Genomic DNA, 16,580 nt, shown 5'->3' on the forward strand with positions numbered 1-16,580 from the left:
CGCTGGCTTTTCCTGGCAAACGCAGAAAAAAGTCCCGATCAGGCCACCAGGGGGCGGATCCTAGCACAGACAACGGGATTTTTTGTGATGGCTGTCGATTTTTTGATGCAACCCATGAAGGGATGATACGCATTATTGTGATCTATTTGCGTACCGTCACAATGGAATCACGGTTGATGATCGTCGGCTCAAACCGGTGCGCCGGGGTGGCAGGGTCGATCAGCCTGCGCGCCGCGTATTGGGCCATTTCGCTGATGGGAAAATGTACGCTGCTCAACGCCGGGCGCACGAAAGGTGCGCGTTCGCCGCTGTCGTAACAGATCAAGGAGATATCCTGCGGTACCCGCAGGCGGTGCTCGTTGATCGCCAGCAGCGCGCCGATCGCCATCTCTTCGTTGCAGCAGTAGATGGCGCTGGGCAGTGCGGTTTGCTGCAGCAGATGATCGGCGCAGCGGTAACCGCTTTCCAGATCGTAGACGCCCTCCAGACAGGCTACCGGCTCGATATTCGCCGCCTGCATCGCCTCTTCAAATCCTTGCAGCCGCAGGCGGCTCGACGGGCGCTCGCGCGGGCCGCTGATGCAGGCGATGCGCCGGTGCCCGGCGTCGAGTAACTGCTGCGTCGCCATGCGGCTGGCAAGCGGGTGATCGAAGGTGACGCAGCGGTCTTCCAGCCCCGGCACCAGACGATCGAGCAACACGAAATCACGTTGCTCCGCCGCCAGCTGGCGCAGCCGATCGTCGCTGAGAAAACGCACGTGCAGGATCACGCCGTCGCAGCGCAGGCTGAACAGTCGCTGCACCGCCTGCCATTCGTTTTCGGCACTGTTGCGGCCCTGGGTCACCAGCAGCTGCTTGCCGTGGGATTCGGCCTCGGTCTGCACGAAGTCCATCAGCGCGCCGAAGAAGCCACCGCGGTACGACGTCGTGACCAACCCGAGGGTATTGCTGTGGCTGGAGGCGAGCGCACGGGCCGCCGGGTTGGGGGTATAACCGAGCTGGGCGACGGCGCGTTCAACCTTCTCGCGGGTCGGCGCCTTGACGTTGCTGTCGCCGTTCACTACCCGCGATACGGTGGCGCGCGATACGCCCGCCAGCGCCGCGACATCTTCCAGTGTCACCATCGTCCAACTCCTGATTACGGCTAAAAAAATGGGTTCGGCGTGCCGAACCCCTGTCATACCGCGCAGGCGCTTACCTGAACTGCGGCAAGTACGGCGCGTTTATCGTCAACACCTCGTCCAGCAACGGCTGTGCCAGGTTGGCGTTGCCCACCAGCGGGTTGGCGATCAGCGCCAGCAAGCCGCTGCGGCGATCGCCGTGCACTGCCGCCTCGATGGTCAGGCGCTCGTAGGCTTTTACCTGCTGCGTCAGCGCCTGCATCGGTTCCGACAGCGGGCCGAACGTCAGCGGATGCGCGCCCTGGGCATCGACGATACAGTTGATTTCTATCACAGCATCGTCCGGCAGGCCATGGATTGCGCCGCGGTTTGCGGTGTTGACCACTAATTGCGTGCCGAGATTATTATGGATAGCACGGATCAGCTCCAGCGCAACTTCGGAATAGAAAGAACCGCCGCGGAAGCTGAGTTGCTCCGGTTTACTGTTCAACTGCGGATCGGCATACAGCTCGAACAGCTCTTTTTCTACCTGCATCACCTGCTCGGCGCGGGTGCCGCGCTCGCCGGCGGCAGCCATCTCTTCCGCCAGCATCTCGCGGGTCTGGTAAAAATAGCGGTGGTACGGGCAGGGGATGGCGCCGAGCGCGCGCAGGAAGTCCGGCTGCCAGGGCTCTTCCTTGATGTTGTTCATGGTCAGCGCCGCGCCGTCGCACAGCATGTCGATCACTTTGCCGGTGACGTCGCGCCCCTGCTGCGTGACCTGATGCACCCAGACCATGTGATTCAAACCGGCGAACCGCAGCTGCACGTCGGCGTAAGGCGCCTGCAGCATGTTGGCGATCATGTGATGCATGCTGATCGGTACGTTACACAGGCCGATGATCTTCGCTTTGGTAAAGCGGGACACCGCCTCGGTGACGATGCCGGCCGGGTTGGTGAAGTTGATGATCCAGGCGTCCGGCGCCAGCTTTTCCACCCGACGGGCGATATCCAGCATCACCGGAATGGTGCGCAGCGCCTTGGCGAAGCCGCCGACGCCGGTGGTCTCCTGGCCGAGCAGCTGGTATTTCAGGCCCAGCCGTTCATCGGCGGCGCGCGCCGGCAGTTGCCCGACGCGGAACTGGGTCAGCACGAAAGCGGCGCCGTGAATGGCGGTGTCCAGCGCGAAGTGCACGCTGACCTTCACCTGTTCCAGCCCGTGGCGCGCCAGCATGCGGCGGGTCAGGGCGGCGATGGTTTCCACTTTTTGGCGGCCTGGCTCGACGTCCACCAGCGCCAGTTCGGTGACCGGCAGCTCATCGATGCGTTGGATCAGCCCATCGACCAGTTCGGGAGTGTAGCTGCTGCCACCGCCAATCACCGCGATTTTGAGCGTGTTCATGAGCGGCCCTCCGTCTGTGACTGACGGCGATAGAGCTCGATCATGTCGTCGGCCAGATCCTGGATGACCATGGCGTTCATCAGATGATCCTGCGCATGCACGGTGATCAGGTTGATCGCCAGCTTGCCGCAGCCTTCGTCCAGGCCGATCAGCTCGGTCTGGATCAGGTGCGCCTTCTTCACCCACTCTTTGGATTCGACCATGTGTTTGGCCGCGGCGGCGAAGTCACCGGCGCGCGCTTGCCGCAACGCCATCAACGCATTACTGCGCGCGCTGCCGGAGAACACCAGCAGTTCCATGATGGTGCTTTCAAACTCGGGGCTGACTTCAGTCATCAATTCACTCACGTCATTTCTCCAGGGGTTGCGCGGCTACGCCGCCGTGGGATACCTCAGTATCCGTTCTTTTTATAATGAGAGCGCTCTCATTTATATAGGGTAACGGCAACGGGTGTGCAAACTGGGAGGTAGATCGCAAAAAACGCCCCGGGGCGGCGCTGGGCAAAAAATGCGTGACGCGGTTGGCAAAAAAGCCTTCTGCGCCCATACTTTCCGCAGCAAAATTCAGGGCCGCCTAGGATATGTCCCGTAATTGGGTAAATATAGGTAAATGGCTGGTACTTGCCGATACAGCTCTTTAGAATCAAAGCGCTTTTCCGTTGTTTGTCTCTCAGAGAAAGGACCCGTTAATGTTCAAACGTACTTTAGTGACCTTCGTCGCGCTGTGTTCCCTGACAGCGATGGCGCCAGCGGCGCTCGCTGCCGGTGAAGCCCACGTCATGCTGACCACCTCGGCAGGGAATATCGAGTTGGCGCTCGACAGTCAGAAGGCACCGGTTTCCACCCAGAACTTCGTCGATTACGTGAACAGCGGGTACTACAACAACACCATTTTCCATCGCGTGATCCCGGGCTTTATGGTTCAGGGCGGCGGTTTCACCGCTGACATGCAGCAGAAATCCACCAAGGCGCCAATCAAGAACGAAGCCGACAACGGCTTGCGCAACCTGCGCGGCACCATTTCGATGGCGCGCACCGCCGACAAGGACAGCGCCACCAGCCAGTTCTTCCTGAACGTGGCGGATAACGCCTTCCTGGATCACGGCCAGCGCGATTTCGGCTACGCCGTGTTCGGCAAAGTGGTGAAAGGCATGGACGTCGTGGACAAGATCGCTCAGGTGCCGACCGGTAACGTCGGCCCTTACCAGAATGTGCCGACCAAACCGGTGGTGATTCTGTCGGCCAAGGTGTTGCCGTAAGTTTTTTGGCCGATCCCGCCGGGGTCGGCCGTCCTTCCTCACGAAGCCTTGCCTTCATCACTGTTTTCTCCCGTGCCCCATGCTCTAATCGGCAGACAATAACCAGACCGGAAATCCGGCGTTCGCCCTTTGTTGTCTCTGGATGAGTTGCTGCCATGTATGAATTTAACCAGGTGCTGTTGCTGTTGCAGCAGATGTGCGTCTATCTCGTCATCGCCTATCTGCTGAGCAAAACCCCGCTGTTTATCCCGCTGATGCAGGTGACCATTCGCCTGCCGCACAAGCTGCTGTGTTACGTGATCTTCTCGGTGTTCTGCATCATGGGCACCTATTTCGGGTTGCACATTCAGGATTCGATCGCCAATACCCGCGCGATAGGCGCGGTCCTGGGCGGCTTGCTGGGCGGGCCGTCGGTAGGCTTTCTGGTCGGGCTGACCGGCGGCCTGCACCGGTATACGCTCGGCGGCATGACCGACGTGGCCTGCGCGATCTCCACGGTGTCGGAAGGCCTGGTCGGCGGCATCGTACATAGCATCGCCATGCGCCGCGGGCGCATCGAGCTGCTGTTCAATCCGCTGTTCGTCGGCGGCGTGGCGCTGGTGGCGGAAGTGCTGCAGATGGCGATCATCCTGGCGGTGGCGCGCCCCTACGACGAAGCGTTGCAGCTGGTGGAACACATCGCGCTGCCGATGATGATCGCCAATACCGTCGGCGCGGCGATGTTTATGCAAATCCTGCTGGATCGGCGCGCGATGTTCGAGAAATACACCAGCGCTTTCTCTTCCAAGGCGCTGAAAATCGCCGAGCGTACCGAGGGCATCCTGCGGCAGGGCTTCGATCAGGAAAACAGCATGAAGGTCGCCCGGGTGATTTATCAGGAGCTGGGCATCGGCGCGGTGGCGATCACCGATCGCGACAAGCTGTTGGCGTTTATCGGCATCGGCGACGATCACCACCTGCCGGGCACGCCGATCGCCTCGGTGCATTCGCATCGCGCCATCGACAACAACGAGGTGGTGTACGCCGACGGTAATCAGCTCTCTTACTGCTGCTCGATCAATCCGGCCTGCAAGCTGGGATCGACGCTGGTGATCCCGCTGCGCGGCGAAAACCAGCGGGTCATCGGCACCATCAAGCTGTACGAACCGAAAAGCCAGCTGTTCAGCACCATCAACCGCACGCTGGGCGAAGGCATCGCCAGCCTGCTGTCGGCGCAGATCATGGCCGGACAGTACGAGCGCCACAAGCAGCTGCTGGCGCAGTCGGAGATCAAGCTGTTGCATGCGCAGGTCAATCCGCATTTCCTGTTCAATGCGTTGAATACGCTGGTGGCGGTGATCCGCCGCGATGGCGAACGGGCCTGCGATCTGGTGCAGTCCCTCTCAACTTTCTTTCGTAAAAACCTCAAACGTTCGGATGATGAAGTCAGCCTGGCGGACGAGATTGAGCATGTGAACGCCTACCTGCAGATTGAGAAAGCGCGCTTCGCCGATCGGCTGGAGATCGCGGTATCGCTGCCGGAGGCGCTGCTGGCGGCGCGGCTGCCGGCGTTTTCGCTGCAGCCGATCGTCGAGAACGCCATCAAGCACGGCACCTCGCATCTGTTGGGCGTGGGCCGCATCGAAATCGGCGCCTGCTGCGAAGGCGAGCATCTGCTGCTGCAGGTGACGGACAATGCCGGGCTGTTCCAGCCGAAGCCGAACTGCAGCGGGCTGGGGATGAACCTGGTGGATAAGCGCATTCGCGTGCGCTATGGCGAAGGCTATGGCGTGCGGGTGGATTGCCGGCCGGACGCCTATACCCGCATTACGCTCAATGTTCCCATGGAGAGGGCCGCCTGATGTTAAACGCACTGATTGTTGACGATGAGCCTTCCGCGCGCGACAACCTCCGCCATCTGCTGGAGGCCGAAGCGGGGATCACGATCATCGGCGAATGTGCCAACGCCATCGAAGCCATCAGCCAGATCCACCGGCTGCAGCCGGACGTGGTGTTTCTCGATATCCAAATGCCGCGCATCAGCGGGCTGGAAATGGTCGGCATGCTGGATCCCAACCGCATGCCGCACATCGTGTTTCTGACCGCCTACGACGAATACGCGGTGCAGGCGTTCGAGGAGCACGCCTTCGACTATCTGCTGAAGCCGGCGGAGCCGAAGCGGCTGAGCAAGACGCTGCAACGCCTGCGGCAGCGCAGTGCGCCGCAGGACGTGACGGCGCTGGATGAGAGCGCCGGTTACCTGAAATACATTCCCTGCACCGGCCACAGCCGCATCTATCTGCTGCGGTTTGACGAGGTGTTGGCGATCCGTTCCAAACTGAGCGGGGTATTCGTGGTGCGCAGCGACGGCATGGAGTGTTTCACCGAATTGACGCTGCGCACGCTGGAAAGCCGTACGCCGCTGGTGCGCTGCCATCGGCAGTATTTGGTCAACCTGGAGCAGGTGCGCGAGATCCGCTTCGAAGAAGGCGGCGCGGCGGAGATGATCATGTCCGCCGGCGATCCGGTGCCGGTCAGCCGGCGCTATTTGAAAGCGCTGAAGGAGCAACTGGGGCTGCGGGGGTGATGCAGGTCTTAGGGGGATTCTGAAAAGACAGGCATCATGGGCGTCCCGACGGCGCCCATTTTGTTTGTCCTTGACGGGGTTACGCGGCGCTTATAGCTTTATTGCATCAACAGGCGCGTTTCGCGCCGCGTCAGCGTCAAAGGAACAGAAAATGAGTGAACCACGGATTATCGCCAAAGCGATGAAAGACGGAAAACCGGAACAGGATCTGGTGATTTTGCCGGCGTTGGCCAACCGCCACGGGCTGATCACCGGGGCAACCGGCACCGGCAAGACGGTGACGCTGCAGAAAATGGCCGAGCAGTTCTCGCGCATCGGCGTACCGGTGTTCCTGTCGGATGTGAAGGGCGATCTGTCTGGCATCGGCGCCGAGGGCGTACCGTCCGAGAAGCTGCAGGCGCGCCTGGCGGCGATCGGCGTCACCGACTGGCAGCCACAGGCCTGCACCATTATCCCGTGGGATATTTACGGTGAAAAGGGGCATCCGATCCGCGCCACCATTTCCGATCTCGGGCCGCTGCTGCTGGGGCGTCTGTTGGATCTGAACGAGGTGCAAAGCGGCGTGCTGCAGCTGGTGTTCAAAATCGCCGATGACAACGCGCTGCTGCTGTTGGACATGAAAGACCTGCGCGCCATGGTGCAGTTCGTCGGCGATAACGCCAAACAATTCCAGACTCAGTACGGCAACATCTCTGCCGCGTCGATCGGCGCCATCCAGCGCGGGTTGCTGACGCTGGAAGAGCAGGGCGCCAACCAGTTCTTCGGCGAGCCGATGCTGGACATCAACGATCTGATGAAAACCGACGCCAACGGCCATGGCGTGATCAACCTGCTGGCGGCGGACAAGCTGATCAATCAGCCGAAGCTGTATTCAGTGTTCCTGCTGTGGCTGCTGGCCGAGCTGTTTGAGCACCTGCCGGAAGTGGGCGACCCTGAACAGCCGAAGCTGGTGTTCTTCTTCGATGAAGCGCACCTGCTGTTCAACGACGCGCCGGCGGCACTGTTGACCAAGATTGAACAGGTGGTGCGCCTGATCCGCTCCAAAGGCGTCGGCATTTACTTCGTCACCCAGAACCCGCTGGATATCCCGGACAGCGTGCTGGGCCAGTTGGGCAACCGCGTACAGCATGCGCTGCGCGCCTTCACGCCGCGCGATCAGAAGGCGGTGAAGACGGCGGCGCAAACCCTGCGCGCCAATCCAGCCTTCGATGCCGAAACGGCGATCACCGAGCTGGGCGTGGGCGAAGCGCTGGTGTCATTCCTCGACGAGAAGGGCCGGCCGAACGTGGTGGAGCGGGCGATGGTCATCGCGCCGGAATCCAAGATGGGCATGCTCGGCGCGGAAGGGCTGAACAGCGCGATCAACAAGTCGCCGCTGTATGGCCGCTATGAAGACATGATTGACCGCGAGTCCGCTTACGAGAAGCTGTCGTCGGGCGGCTTCGCCACCGTCGGCACTGCGCAGCAGGGGCAGCAACCGCAGGCGCAAGCACAGCAACAGACGGGCGGCGGCCTGATGGACGGATTGAACGAGCTGCTGTTCGGTTCCACCGGCCCGCGCGGCGGCAAACGCGACGGCATCGTCCAGACCGCCGCCAAGAGCATGGCGCGCGATCTCGGCCGGCAGATCCTGCGCGGCGTACTGGGCTCGATCACCGGCGGCCGTAAAAAGTAAGCGGAAATTATCGTCGGCAGCGGCGGGTTAAATCAGTAAACTATGGCGGCGTTTTTCTCTGCCGGACCTAACATGCTGCTGCTGATCGATAACTACGACTCCTTTACCTATAACCTTTACCAGTACTTCTGCGAATTGGGCGCCGAGGTGCTGGTGAAGCGCAACGATGAGCTGCAGCTGGCCGATATCGCGCGGCTGGCGCCGCAGCATCTGGTGATTTCCCCCGGCCCTTGTACCCCGAACGAAGCGGGTATCTCGCTGGCCGCCATTCGTCATTTCGCCGGCAAGCTGCCGATCCTCGGCGTATGCCTGGGGCACCAGGCGCTGGGGCAGGCGTTCGGCGCCGAAGTGGTGCGCGCCCGCGCGGTGATGCACGGCAAAACTTCGGCGATTCGCCATCTGGGCGTCGGCGTGTTTCGCGGCCTGAACGATCCGCTGACCGTGACCCGATATCACTCGCTGGTGCTGAAAGCCGATACGCTGCCGGATTGCTTTGAAGTGACCGCCTGGAGCGAACGCGACGGCGTGCGCGACGAGATCATGGGCATCCGCCACCGCACGCTGGCGCTGGAAGGGGTGCAGTTCCACCCGGAAAGCGTGCTCAGCGAGCAGGGCCATCAGCTGTTGGATAATTTTCTCAGGCGTTAATCCCTTCGCGTTTTTTTCGCCCGTCAGGCGTTTTGCATTTGCGCTTTAGTGTTTTTTTATGCATATTTCGTGATTATATTTTCACTATAACATCGCGATAGCGCTGAAAAACCTTCAGGGTGGAGCCGAAAATGACTGACAAATCCGCAGTGAGCCGCAGCACCTTTGACCAGGTGATCCTGCCTGTTTATGCACCCGCCCAGTTTGTTCCGGTGCGCGGCAAAGGCAGCCGGGTCTGGGATCAGCAGGGAAAAGAGTACATCGATTTTTCCGGCGGCATCGCGGTGACGGCGCTGGGACACTGCCACCCGGCGCTGGTCGAGGCGCTCAAACGCCAGGGCGAAACCCTGTGGCATACCAGCAACGTCTTCACCAATGAACCGGCGCTGCGTTTGGCGAGCAAACTGATCGACGCCACCTTCGCCGACCGGGTGTTCTTCGCCAACTCCGGCGCAGAGGCCAACGAGGCGGCGTTCAAACTGGCGCGTCATTACGCCATCACCCGCCACAGCCCGTACAAAACCAAAATCATCGCCTTCTATAACGCGTTTCACGGCCGCACGCTGTTCACCGTATCGGTGGGCGGGCAGGCCAAATATTCCGACGGGTTCGGGCCGAAGCCGGCCGACATCGTGCACGTGCCGTTCAACGATCTGGCGGCGGTGAAAGCGGTAATGGACGACCATACCTGCGCGGTGGTGATGGAGCCGATTCAGGGAGAGGGCGGCATTACGCCGGTCGACGCCGACTTCCTCAAAGGCGTGCGCAAACTGTGCGACCAACATCAGGCGCTGCTGGTGTTCGACGAAGTGCAAAGCGGCATGGGGCGCAGCGGCAAGCTGTTCGCCTATATGCATTATGGCGTGACGCCGGACATTCTCACCACCGCCAAGGCGCTGGGCGGTGGTTTCCCGGTCAGCGCCATGCTGACCACCGAAGAGATTGCGTCGGTTATGCAGGTGGGCACTCACGGCACCACCTACGGCGGTAACCCGCTGGCCTGCGCGGTGGCGGAGGCGGCGCTGGATGTGATCAATACGCCGGAGGTGCTGAGCGGCATCGAGCAGCGCCACGCGCTGTATGTGCAGGCTTTGCAGGATATCGGCGATAAATACGGTATTTTCACCGCCATTCGCGGCATGGGGTTACTGATCGGCGCCGAACTGACGCCGCATTACCACGGCAGAGCGCGCGATTTTCTCACCGCCGCCGCTGCGCGTGGGTTGATGATCCTCAATGCCGGGCCGAACGTGATCCGCTTCGCGCCGTCGCTGGTGGTGGAGCCGCAGGACATCGAGGCCGGCATGGCGCTGTTCGAGCTGGCGGTGCAGGATGTGATCAACGCCTGAAGCCCGTGTGACGAATAACGGGGCGCGGCATGCCGCGCCCTTATTGATCGCGGAGTTTGCGCTTGAGCCAAATGCCGTGGTGCGGGCGTTGGCGCCAGGCCAGCGACGAAATGGTGTGCATCACGCTCAGGTGCGACAGAATACGCCGCAAATGACGCTCCATCTCGGTAACGGGCATCTCCGGATGCAGATCCGGCGGCTGCATGATGCCGCTGCTGCCGCTGCTCGGGCCGTCGTACTCCAGGCGTTGCTGGCAGCTCTGCAGCGCAATTTCACAGGTTTGCAGATACGTTTCCGCCAGCTTCGGCGTCAGCATATAGTGCTCGCGCGCCAAAATGGTCATGGCATTCAGGTGTTCGACGATAAACTGGCTGTGAGTGACCCATAAACGCATATCCGCCAGATAGTTCGACGCGAATCCCGGCTCCTGCATCGCCTGATTGAGCGAGGTGAACAGCGCGTTGTGCGCCTGGTTGACCTGCATGCGGGCATAGGCCAACGCGGTGGCGTCCGGCTCCGGCTGTTCCAGCATCAGCCGCAGCGCGGCTTGATCGTTTTCCAGTGCCTGATGGGCATTCTTGCGCAGCAGCCCGCTTTGCCACTGCGGCCATAGCCAAATGGTGCCGCCGAACGCCAGCACGCAGCCGATCAAGGTATCAATCAGACGAGGCACCAGAAAATGCGAGCCGTTCAGCGCCAGCAGCTGCAAGGTGTAAACCGCCGTCACCGTAAAGCCAATCACCGATAGCCCGTAGTTCTTGCGTGAAACCAGGTAGGCTAGCAGCGTGATCACCAGCATGATGCTCAGCGTTTCGCCTTCCGGTAACTGCAGCTGCAGCAGCCCGGCCGCCAGCAACAGCCCGGCAATCGTGCCCAGCGCACGGTGCTGAATACGCACCCGGGTGGCGTTATACCCGTTTTGGCTCACCAGCATGATGGTGAGCAGGATCCAGTAAGGCTTCGGCAGGTTGAACACCGCCCCCAGACTGCTGCCGACCGCCAGCGTCACCCCCAGCCGCGCGGCGTTGCGCAGGGCGGTAGATTTGAACGACAGATAGCTGGCTAGCGCCGGCCAAAACGGCAGGCGGTGCTGGCCGGGCATCAGATCGCGGCGGTACAGCGGATGCTGGGTGCGCAGCAGGCGGGCGATGCGGCTGAAGTGGTAATAACAAAACTGGCCGACCGGGTTATCGGGATGCTGCGCCGCCATTTTTTCCAGCGCCGCCAGCTCGTGGGCCATGGAAAAGCGCTTCGAATGTTGATGGTAGAGTATATCGTGCGCCACCACGCGCAGCCGGCCGGCGATCACCTGAGCGTTGCGGCGAATGATCGCTTCGGCCTGGCTCTGCTCCACCAGTTTTTGCACTTCCTCCGGCAGATGCAGGCTGACGGTGATGTGCTCCTGCAGATCCATCGCCACCTGAAAGGCGCGCTGCAGTCGCTTTTGATCGAGGTTGTTGGCGTGCGGCAGGAAATTAAGCTGTTGGTACAGCAGGCTGATCAGATCCATCACCTTTTGCTGGCGCACCAGCAGTGGCGGCAGCGCGGTCTGCGGATCGGTGTGCTGAGTCAGCAGGGAGTATTTGGCTTCGAAGTAGTCCGCCAGTTCCAGATAGAGCTGGCTGAGCGTCTCGCGCATCGGTTGCTCTTTCCACAGCCGGAACCAGAACCAGGTGAATAAGCCGTACCAGACGGTGCCGATCGCGTACAGCAGCGGCGCCTGCCAGACAGGCACCGTACCGGCCGTGCTGAGAGCGAAGATGGCGGCCACCAGCGCCGCCGGCAACAGCCGGGCGTGCAGCGGGCTGATTTCGCCGGTAACGCCGAGCAGCAGCGCCAGGCCCAGCATCAGCGCCGGCAGCGGCACGTGCCACAGCAGTGCCTGTTGCAACAGCACGCTGCTGAAGGCGAACAGCGAGCCGCCGACGATCAGCCGTTTAAAGAAGCGCTTATGCGGCGTGTCCAGACCGGCGATATTGCAGCAGGCGGGCACCAGAGAGAACATCAGGCCGAGCTGCAGCTGGCCTATCAACAAGCCAAACAGCACCGGTAGGCACAACACCAGCGTTTGTCGCAGTGCGTAGTTGATTTCCGGGTGGTAGATCAGGCGGCGCCACATGGCAGAGAGCAGACAAAAAAACGGCGCAGATTGCGCCGTTTCTTCAGGGATTAACGGGTGCCGTAGACGACAATGGTTTTGCCGTGGGCGGAAATCAGGTTTTGATCTTCCAGCATTTTCAGAATACGGCCAACGGTTTCACGCGAGCAGCCGACGATCTGGCCGATCTCCTGACGGGTGATCTTGATCTGCATGCCGTCCGGGTGAGTCATGGCGTCGGGTTGCTTCGCCAGATTCAGCAGGGTTTGCGCGATGCGGCCGGTCACGTCCAGGAAGGCGAGGTTGCCCACTTTTTCGGAGGTAACCTGCAGGCGGCTCGCCATTTGGGCGGACAGGCGCATCAGGATGTCCGGGTTCACCTGGATCAGCTGGCGGAATTTCTTGTAGGAAATTTCGGCCACTTCACAGGCGGTTTTCGCGCGAACCCAGGCGCTGCGCTCCTGGCCTTCTTCGAACAATCCGAGCTCGCCGATGAAATCCCCCTGGTTGAGGTAGGACAGGATCATCTCTTTACCTTCTTCATCCTTGATCAGCACCGCGACGGAGCCTTTCACGATGTAGTAAAGCGTTTCGGCCTTTTCACCTTGGTGAATCAGCGTACTCTTCGATGGATATTTGTGGATATGGCAATGAGACAGGAACCATTCGAGAGTAGGGTCTGTTTGCGGTTTGCCGAGAACCATTCGCTGTTATCCTCTGTTGTTATCGCTGCCTTGTGTCACAGGGGTCAGAGTTCCCTGTAAAACCCGCCTGTAGCCGCAGTCATGAGCGAGGGCTACCGGCAAGTTTTGAGGCGTGTCATAAAAATACGCTGTCGCTCTAGCATATTAACTTGCCGTAAGCGCTGCAAGCTACATTCTGTTAACATACCGGTAAAGGAGCCTTTCTCTGGGCGTTTCCCTGAAATTCAGTGTCCCGGAAAGATTTATTGCGGCTCTGTTTGTAGCACAGAGTAAGGCGGGTGTCTCGTGTTGTCTCGCTTCAGCATGATTAGCATCAGGTTACGTTGCCTGTTTCTATGCGAAAGCGTACTCTGATTTTAAGAAATTAACCGGAGTGACCAGAATGCAGGCAAGAGTTAAGTGGGTGGAAGGGTTAACGTTTTTGGGTGAATCGGCCTCCGGCCACCAGGTGCTGATGGACGGCAACGCCGGCGATAAAGCGCCGAGCCCGATGGAAATGGTGCTGATGTCGGTGGGCGGCTGCAGCGCGATTGACGTGGTGTCCATCCTGCAAAAAGGGCGCAACGACGTGCGCGACTGCGAGGTGAAGCTGACCTCCGAGCGCCGTGCAGAAGCCCCGCGGTTGTTCACCCATATCAATCTGCACTTCATCGTCACCGGTCAGGATCTGACCGACAAAATCGTAGAGCGTGCGGTGAACCTGTCGGCGGAGAAATACTGCTCGGTGGCGCTGATGCTCAACAAGGCCGCCACGGTGACCCACAGTTTCGAGATCCGCCAACCGGCGTAATCGAGACGGAGCGCGGCCCGCCGCCGCGCTCAACGCATTTATTCGATCTTCTTGCCTTCCAGCAATCGCTGCACCAGCGGCGCCATGATCAGCTCCATCGCCAGCCCCATCTTGCCGCCCGGCACCACTAACGTATTGATGTGCGAGATAAACGAGCCCTGCAGCATCGCCAGCAAATAGGGGAAGTCAATCTGATCCAGCCCGCGGAAGTGGATCACCACGAAGCTTTCATCCAGTGAGGGAATGGCTTTGGCGGCGAACGGGTTGGAAGTGTCCACCGTCGGCACACGCTGGAAGTTGATGTGGGTGCGCGAGAACTGCGGCGTGATGTAGTTGATGTAATCTTCCATCGAACGCACCACCGAATCCATCACCGCCTCGCGGGAGTGGCCGCGCTCGCCGGTATCGCGGATCAGCTTCTGGATCCACTCCAGGTTGACGATCGGCACCACGCCGACCAGCAGATCGACGTGGCTGGCCACGTCATGGTGTTCGGTGACCACACCGCCGTGCAGCCCCTCGTAGAACAGCACGTCGGTCGGCGCCGGCAGTGGCTCCCACGGGGTGAAGGTGCCCGGCACCTGATTGTAGGGCACCGCTTCGTCGTAGGTGTGCAGGTACTTGCGCGAACGGCCGGTGCCGTTTTTGCCGTACTCGATAAAGCTCTGCTGCAGCAGGCCGAAGTCGTTGGCCTCGGGGCCGAAATAGCTGATGTGTCTGCCCAGATCGCGCGCCTTGCGGATCGCCGCGTCCATTTCCGGCCGGGTGTAGCGGTGGAAGCTGTCGCCCTCCAGTTCGGCGGCGCGAATGTTGAGTTGTTGGAAGATTTTGCGGAACGCCACGCTGGTGGTGGTGGTGCCGGCGCCGCTGGAACCGGTCACCGCGATAACGGGATGTTTGGCAGACATGGTGGTTGTCACTCCGTGTTGAATGCGCCGGCGTCAGGGGATTATTGTGGCTCTTGTTGACGCTCTCTATGTCAGGAAAAAATGGCGCTCGCTGGTTTGCAATGTCCCATTGTTACCTGATTTTTTCCGTCAGTCATAGAACCGAACGCCACTAAATTTCTTCCTGCCCGGCGCGGAACTGGCCGCGCGGCATGATGTTGACGCTCTCATGCAGTTCTGACCACACCAGCACCACTTCGCCGTTTTTCAGCTGGCGGCGCACGTCCTCCACCTTCTGTTCCAGCGATCGTTCGTGCTCGCCGTAATCGGTGCCTTCGCGCAGCACAAAGGATTCGATCAGGCTGTTCAGGGTGTCGGTTGCCAGTTCTTGCCAGGGAATGATCACGTCGGGATGTCCAGATAAGGGGAAAGCCAGGCCGGAATGCGATGCTCCAGCCACATGTGCGGTTTTTTCAGCGTGCCGCCGACGAAGCCGACGTGGCCGCCGAACTCGGTCAGCTGATATTCGATATTGCGCGGCAGGCCGGCGACGTCGGGGATCACCTCATGGGTCATGAAGGGATCGTCCTTCGCATGGATGATCAGCAGCGGCGTTTGGATCGCCGGCAACAGCGGCAGAGCGCTGCAGCGGCGATAATAGTCGGTGGCGTCGCTGAAGCCGTGAATGCGCGAAGTGATGGCGTCGTCGAACTCGCGGATGCGCCGCAAACCGTTCAGCTGTGACAGCTTGAGCGGCAGGGTGTCCGGGTAGTGCAACAGTTTGCGGGTGGCGTTTTGTTTCAGTTGCCCCAGCAAATAGCGCTGATAGACGCGGGAGAAGCCTTGCTCCATGCGGTAGGCGCAGGGTTCCAGCATCAGTGGCGCTGAGACCACCACCGCCGCCTGCAGCAGGCTGTCGGCGCCTTGCTGCGCCAGATAACAGGCCAGCATGTTGCCGCCGAGCGAAACGCCTACCGCCGCGGTTGGCACCTCGCCGTAGCGGTCGCGCAGCCAGCGCAGGAAGAAGCGCGCGTCTTCGGTTTCGCCGGAGTGGTAGATGCGCTGTTTGCGGTTGGGCACGCCGCTGCAGCCGCGAAAGTGCATCACCACCCCGAGCCAGCCACGTTCGCGCCAGGCGTTGAGCAGGCCATGCGCGTAGGGGCTGTAGAAGCTGCCCTCCAGACCGTGGAACAGCACCGCGCGCGGTTTATCGCGCGCCTGCGCCGGATCCTCGCTCCAGGCAAGATCGACGAAGTCGCCGTCGGGCAATTCCAGCCGTTGCCAATGCGGTTTCAATAACACGCGGCGGCGCACCAGCCGCGGCAACAGCGTTTGCAGGTGCGGGTTACTAGCCCCGGTCAGGGGGCGAAAGGTGTTAGGCATAGGCTGAGTAAAATGTTGTGGGCGGCTATTGTGAGATCCCTAGCGCACTGTTAGCTTCAATACCAAGAATTAACAATGATACTGCAAAAAAGCGCCTTGGGTGAGGAGCACCCGTGCCATGGAACCGAGTTTATTCCTTTCGATGCTGGGCTTCCTGTGGGTCGCCGCCATCACGCCAGGCCCCAATAACCTGCTGCTGACCACCTCCGGTGCTAACTTCGGCTTTATGCGTTCGCTGTGGCTGATGATTGGCATCATGCTCGGCATGCAAAGCATTTTGCTGCTGGTGGCCTTCGGCGTCGGCAGCCTGATCCTGGTTTACCCGTCGCTGCACCTGATCCTGAAAATCCTCGGCAGTTTGTACCTGCTGTGGCTGGCGTGGAAAGTCGCCACCGCCGCCTATGAAAAGCTGGAAACCGACGTGGCGCCGCCGCAGCCGGTGCGGCTGTATCAGGGCTGGCTGCTGCAGTTCCTCAACCCGAAAGCCTGGCTGATGGCGCTGGGCGCGGTGGCGAGCTTCAGCCTGGCGGGCGATAAGTACAACGGTTCCATCGCGGCGATCGCGCTGGGCATTTTGGCGGTAAACATCGTCGCCGGCGTTATCTGGCTGGCGTTCGGTACCCTGATCGGCCGCCTGCTGCGCAGCAAAAAGGCCTGGGTTATCTTCAACGTTTCCATGGGGTTGTTGACCGCAGCCTGTGTGTTACTGATCTGGCATTAA

General features: G+C 60.6%; 16 protein-coding genes. 8 read left to right on the forward strand and 8 right to left on the reverse strand.

Annotated elements, in window-relative coordinates; translation table 11 throughout:
• Positions 1 to 142: 142 nt before the first annotated feature.
• From ACJ8J4_RS22645 to ACJ8J4_RS22655, 3 genes are all read right to left on the reverse strand, one after another.
• Complete coding sequence (locus ACJ8J4_RS22645; RefSeq protein WP_025304527.1) at positions 143 to 1,123, reverse strand: LacI family DNA-binding transcriptional regulator; 981 nt, start codon at positions 1,121 to 1,123, stop codon at positions 143 to 145.
• A 70-nt stretch (positions 1,124 to 1,193) separates the two neighbouring features.
• Complete coding sequence (locus tag ACJ8J4_RS22650) at positions 1,194 to 2,501, reverse strand: 6-phospho-beta-glucosidase (RefSeq protein WP_197836515.1); 1,308 nt, start codon at positions 2,499 to 2,501, stop codon at positions 1,194 to 1,196.
• A complete protein-coding gene (locus tag ACJ8J4_RS22655; protein WP_025304525.1) occupies positions 2,498 to 2,836 on the reverse strand; it encodes a PTS lactose/cellobiose transporter subunit IIA in 339 nt (112 codons plus the stop codon). Before ACJ8J4_RS22655 ends, ACJ8J4_RS22650 begins: the two co-directional genes overlap by 4 nt.
• Before the next feature lie 353 nt (positions 2,837 to 3,189).
• On the opposite strand from ACJ8J4_RS22655, the gene ppiA reads away from it, so the two are divergent.
• The 6 genes from ppiA (at position 3,190) to argD (ending at position 9,997) form a co-directional block, all read left to right on the forward strand.
• Positions 3,190 to 3,759, forward strand: a complete 570-nt coding sequence (gene ppiA / locus ACJ8J4_RS22660; RefSeq protein ID WP_049294941.1) for a peptidylprolyl isomerase A — start codon at positions 3,190 to 3,192, stop codon at positions 3,757 to 3,759.
• 155 nt (positions 3,760 to 3,914) lie between these two features.
• On the forward strand, positions 3,915 to 5,600 hold the full coding sequence (locus tag ACJ8J4_RS22665) for a sensor histidine kinase (protein WP_043138870.1): 1,686 nt from the start codon (positions 3,915 to 3,917) through the stop codon (positions 5,598 to 5,600).
• The gene (gene btsR / locus ACJ8J4_RS22670; RefSeq protein WP_025304522.1) at positions 5,600 to 6,325 is read left to right on the forward strand and encodes a two-component system response regulator BtsR; all 726 of its coding nucleotides are present in this window, start codon (positions 5,600 to 5,602) and stop codon (positions 6,323 to 6,325) included. Before ACJ8J4_RS22665 ends, btsR begins: the two co-directional genes overlap by 1 nt.
• A gap of 151 nt (positions 6,326 to 6,476) precedes the next feature.
• Positions 6,477 to 8,000 (forward strand): helicase HerA-like domain-containing protein, encoded by a 1,524-nt coding sequence (locus ACJ8J4_RS22675; protein WP_033645261.1) that lies wholly within the window; start codon positions 6,477 to 6,479, stop codon positions 7,998 to 8,000.
• A 72-nt stretch (positions 8,001 to 8,072) separates the two neighbouring features.
• Positions 8,073 to 8,648 (forward strand): aminodeoxychorismate synthase component II, encoded by a 576-nt coding sequence (locus ACJ8J4_RS22680; RefSeq protein WP_025304520.1) that lies wholly within the window; start codon positions 8,073 to 8,075, stop codon positions 8,646 to 8,648.
• Between the two features lie 131 nt (positions 8,649 to 8,779).
• On the forward strand, positions 8,780 to 9,997 hold the full coding sequence (gene argD, locus ACJ8J4_RS22685) for a bifunctional acetylornithine/succinyldiaminopimelate transaminase (RefSeq protein WP_025304519.1): 1,218 nt from the start codon (positions 8,780 to 8,782) through the stop codon (positions 9,995 to 9,997).
• A gap of 40 nt (positions 9,998 to 10,037) precedes the next feature.
• Here the strand turns inward: argD and ACJ8J4_RS22690 are convergent, their stop codons facing one another.
• Positions 10,038 to 12,116, reverse strand: coding sequence for a YccS/YhfK family putative transporter (locus ACJ8J4_RS22690; protein ID WP_025304518.1), 2,079 nt, complete (start codon positions 12,114 to 12,116; stop codon positions 10,038 to 10,040).
• 50 nt (positions 12,117 to 12,166) lie between these two features.
• Positions 12,167 to 12,799 (reverse strand): cAMP-activated global transcriptional regulator CRP, encoded by a 633-nt coding sequence (gene crp / locus ACJ8J4_RS22695; RefSeq protein ID WP_004090925.1) that lies wholly within the window; start codon positions 12,797 to 12,799, stop codon positions 12,167 to 12,169.
• 382 nt (positions 12,800 to 13,181) lie between these two features.
• Between crp and ACJ8J4_RS22700 the strand changes: the two genes are divergently transcribed.
• Entirely contained in the window at positions 13,182 to 13,589 is a 408-nt protein-coding gene (locus ACJ8J4_RS22700) for an OsmC family protein (protein ID WP_025304517.1), read from the forward strand.
• A gap of 38 nt (positions 13,590 to 13,627) precedes the next feature.
• Here ACJ8J4_RS22700 and ACJ8J4_RS22705 read toward each other — a convergent pair whose 3' ends face one another.
• The 3 genes from ACJ8J4_RS22705 to ACJ8J4_RS22715 all read right to left on the reverse strand — a co-directional run bounded on the left by ACJ8J4_RS22705 (position 13,628) and on the right by ACJ8J4_RS22715 (position 15,859).
• Positions 13,628 to 14,497, reverse strand: a complete 870-nt coding sequence (locus ACJ8J4_RS22705; RefSeq protein ID WP_025304516.1) for a phosphoribulokinase — start codon at positions 14,495 to 14,497, stop codon at positions 13,628 to 13,630.
• 151 nt (positions 14,498 to 14,648) lie between these two features.
• Positions 14,649 to 14,882, reverse strand: a complete 234-nt coding sequence (locus tag ACJ8J4_RS22710; protein ID WP_004930376.1) for a YheU family protein — start codon at positions 14,880 to 14,882, stop codon at positions 14,649 to 14,651.
• Entirely contained in the window at positions 14,879 to 15,859 is a 981-nt protein-coding gene (locus ACJ8J4_RS22715) for a hydrolase (RefSeq protein WP_025304515.1), read from the reverse strand. The genes ACJ8J4_RS22710 and ACJ8J4_RS22715 overlap by 4 nt, the downstream gene beginning before the upstream one ends.
• 118 nt (positions 15,860 to 15,977) lie before the next feature.
• Here ACJ8J4_RS22715 and ACJ8J4_RS22720 point away from each other — a divergent pair, with 118 nt between their 5' ends.
• Positions 15,978 to 16,580 (forward strand): LysE family translocator, encoded by a 603-nt coding sequence (locus tag ACJ8J4_RS22720; RefSeq protein ID WP_025304514.1) that lies wholly within the window; start codon positions 15,978 to 15,980, stop codon positions 16,578 to 16,580.

The organism is Serratia sp. CY47280 (assembly GCF_052168655.1).
Lineage (GTDB): Bacteria > Pseudomonadota > Gammaproteobacteria > Enterobacterales > Enterobacteriaceae > Serratia > Serratia bockelmannii.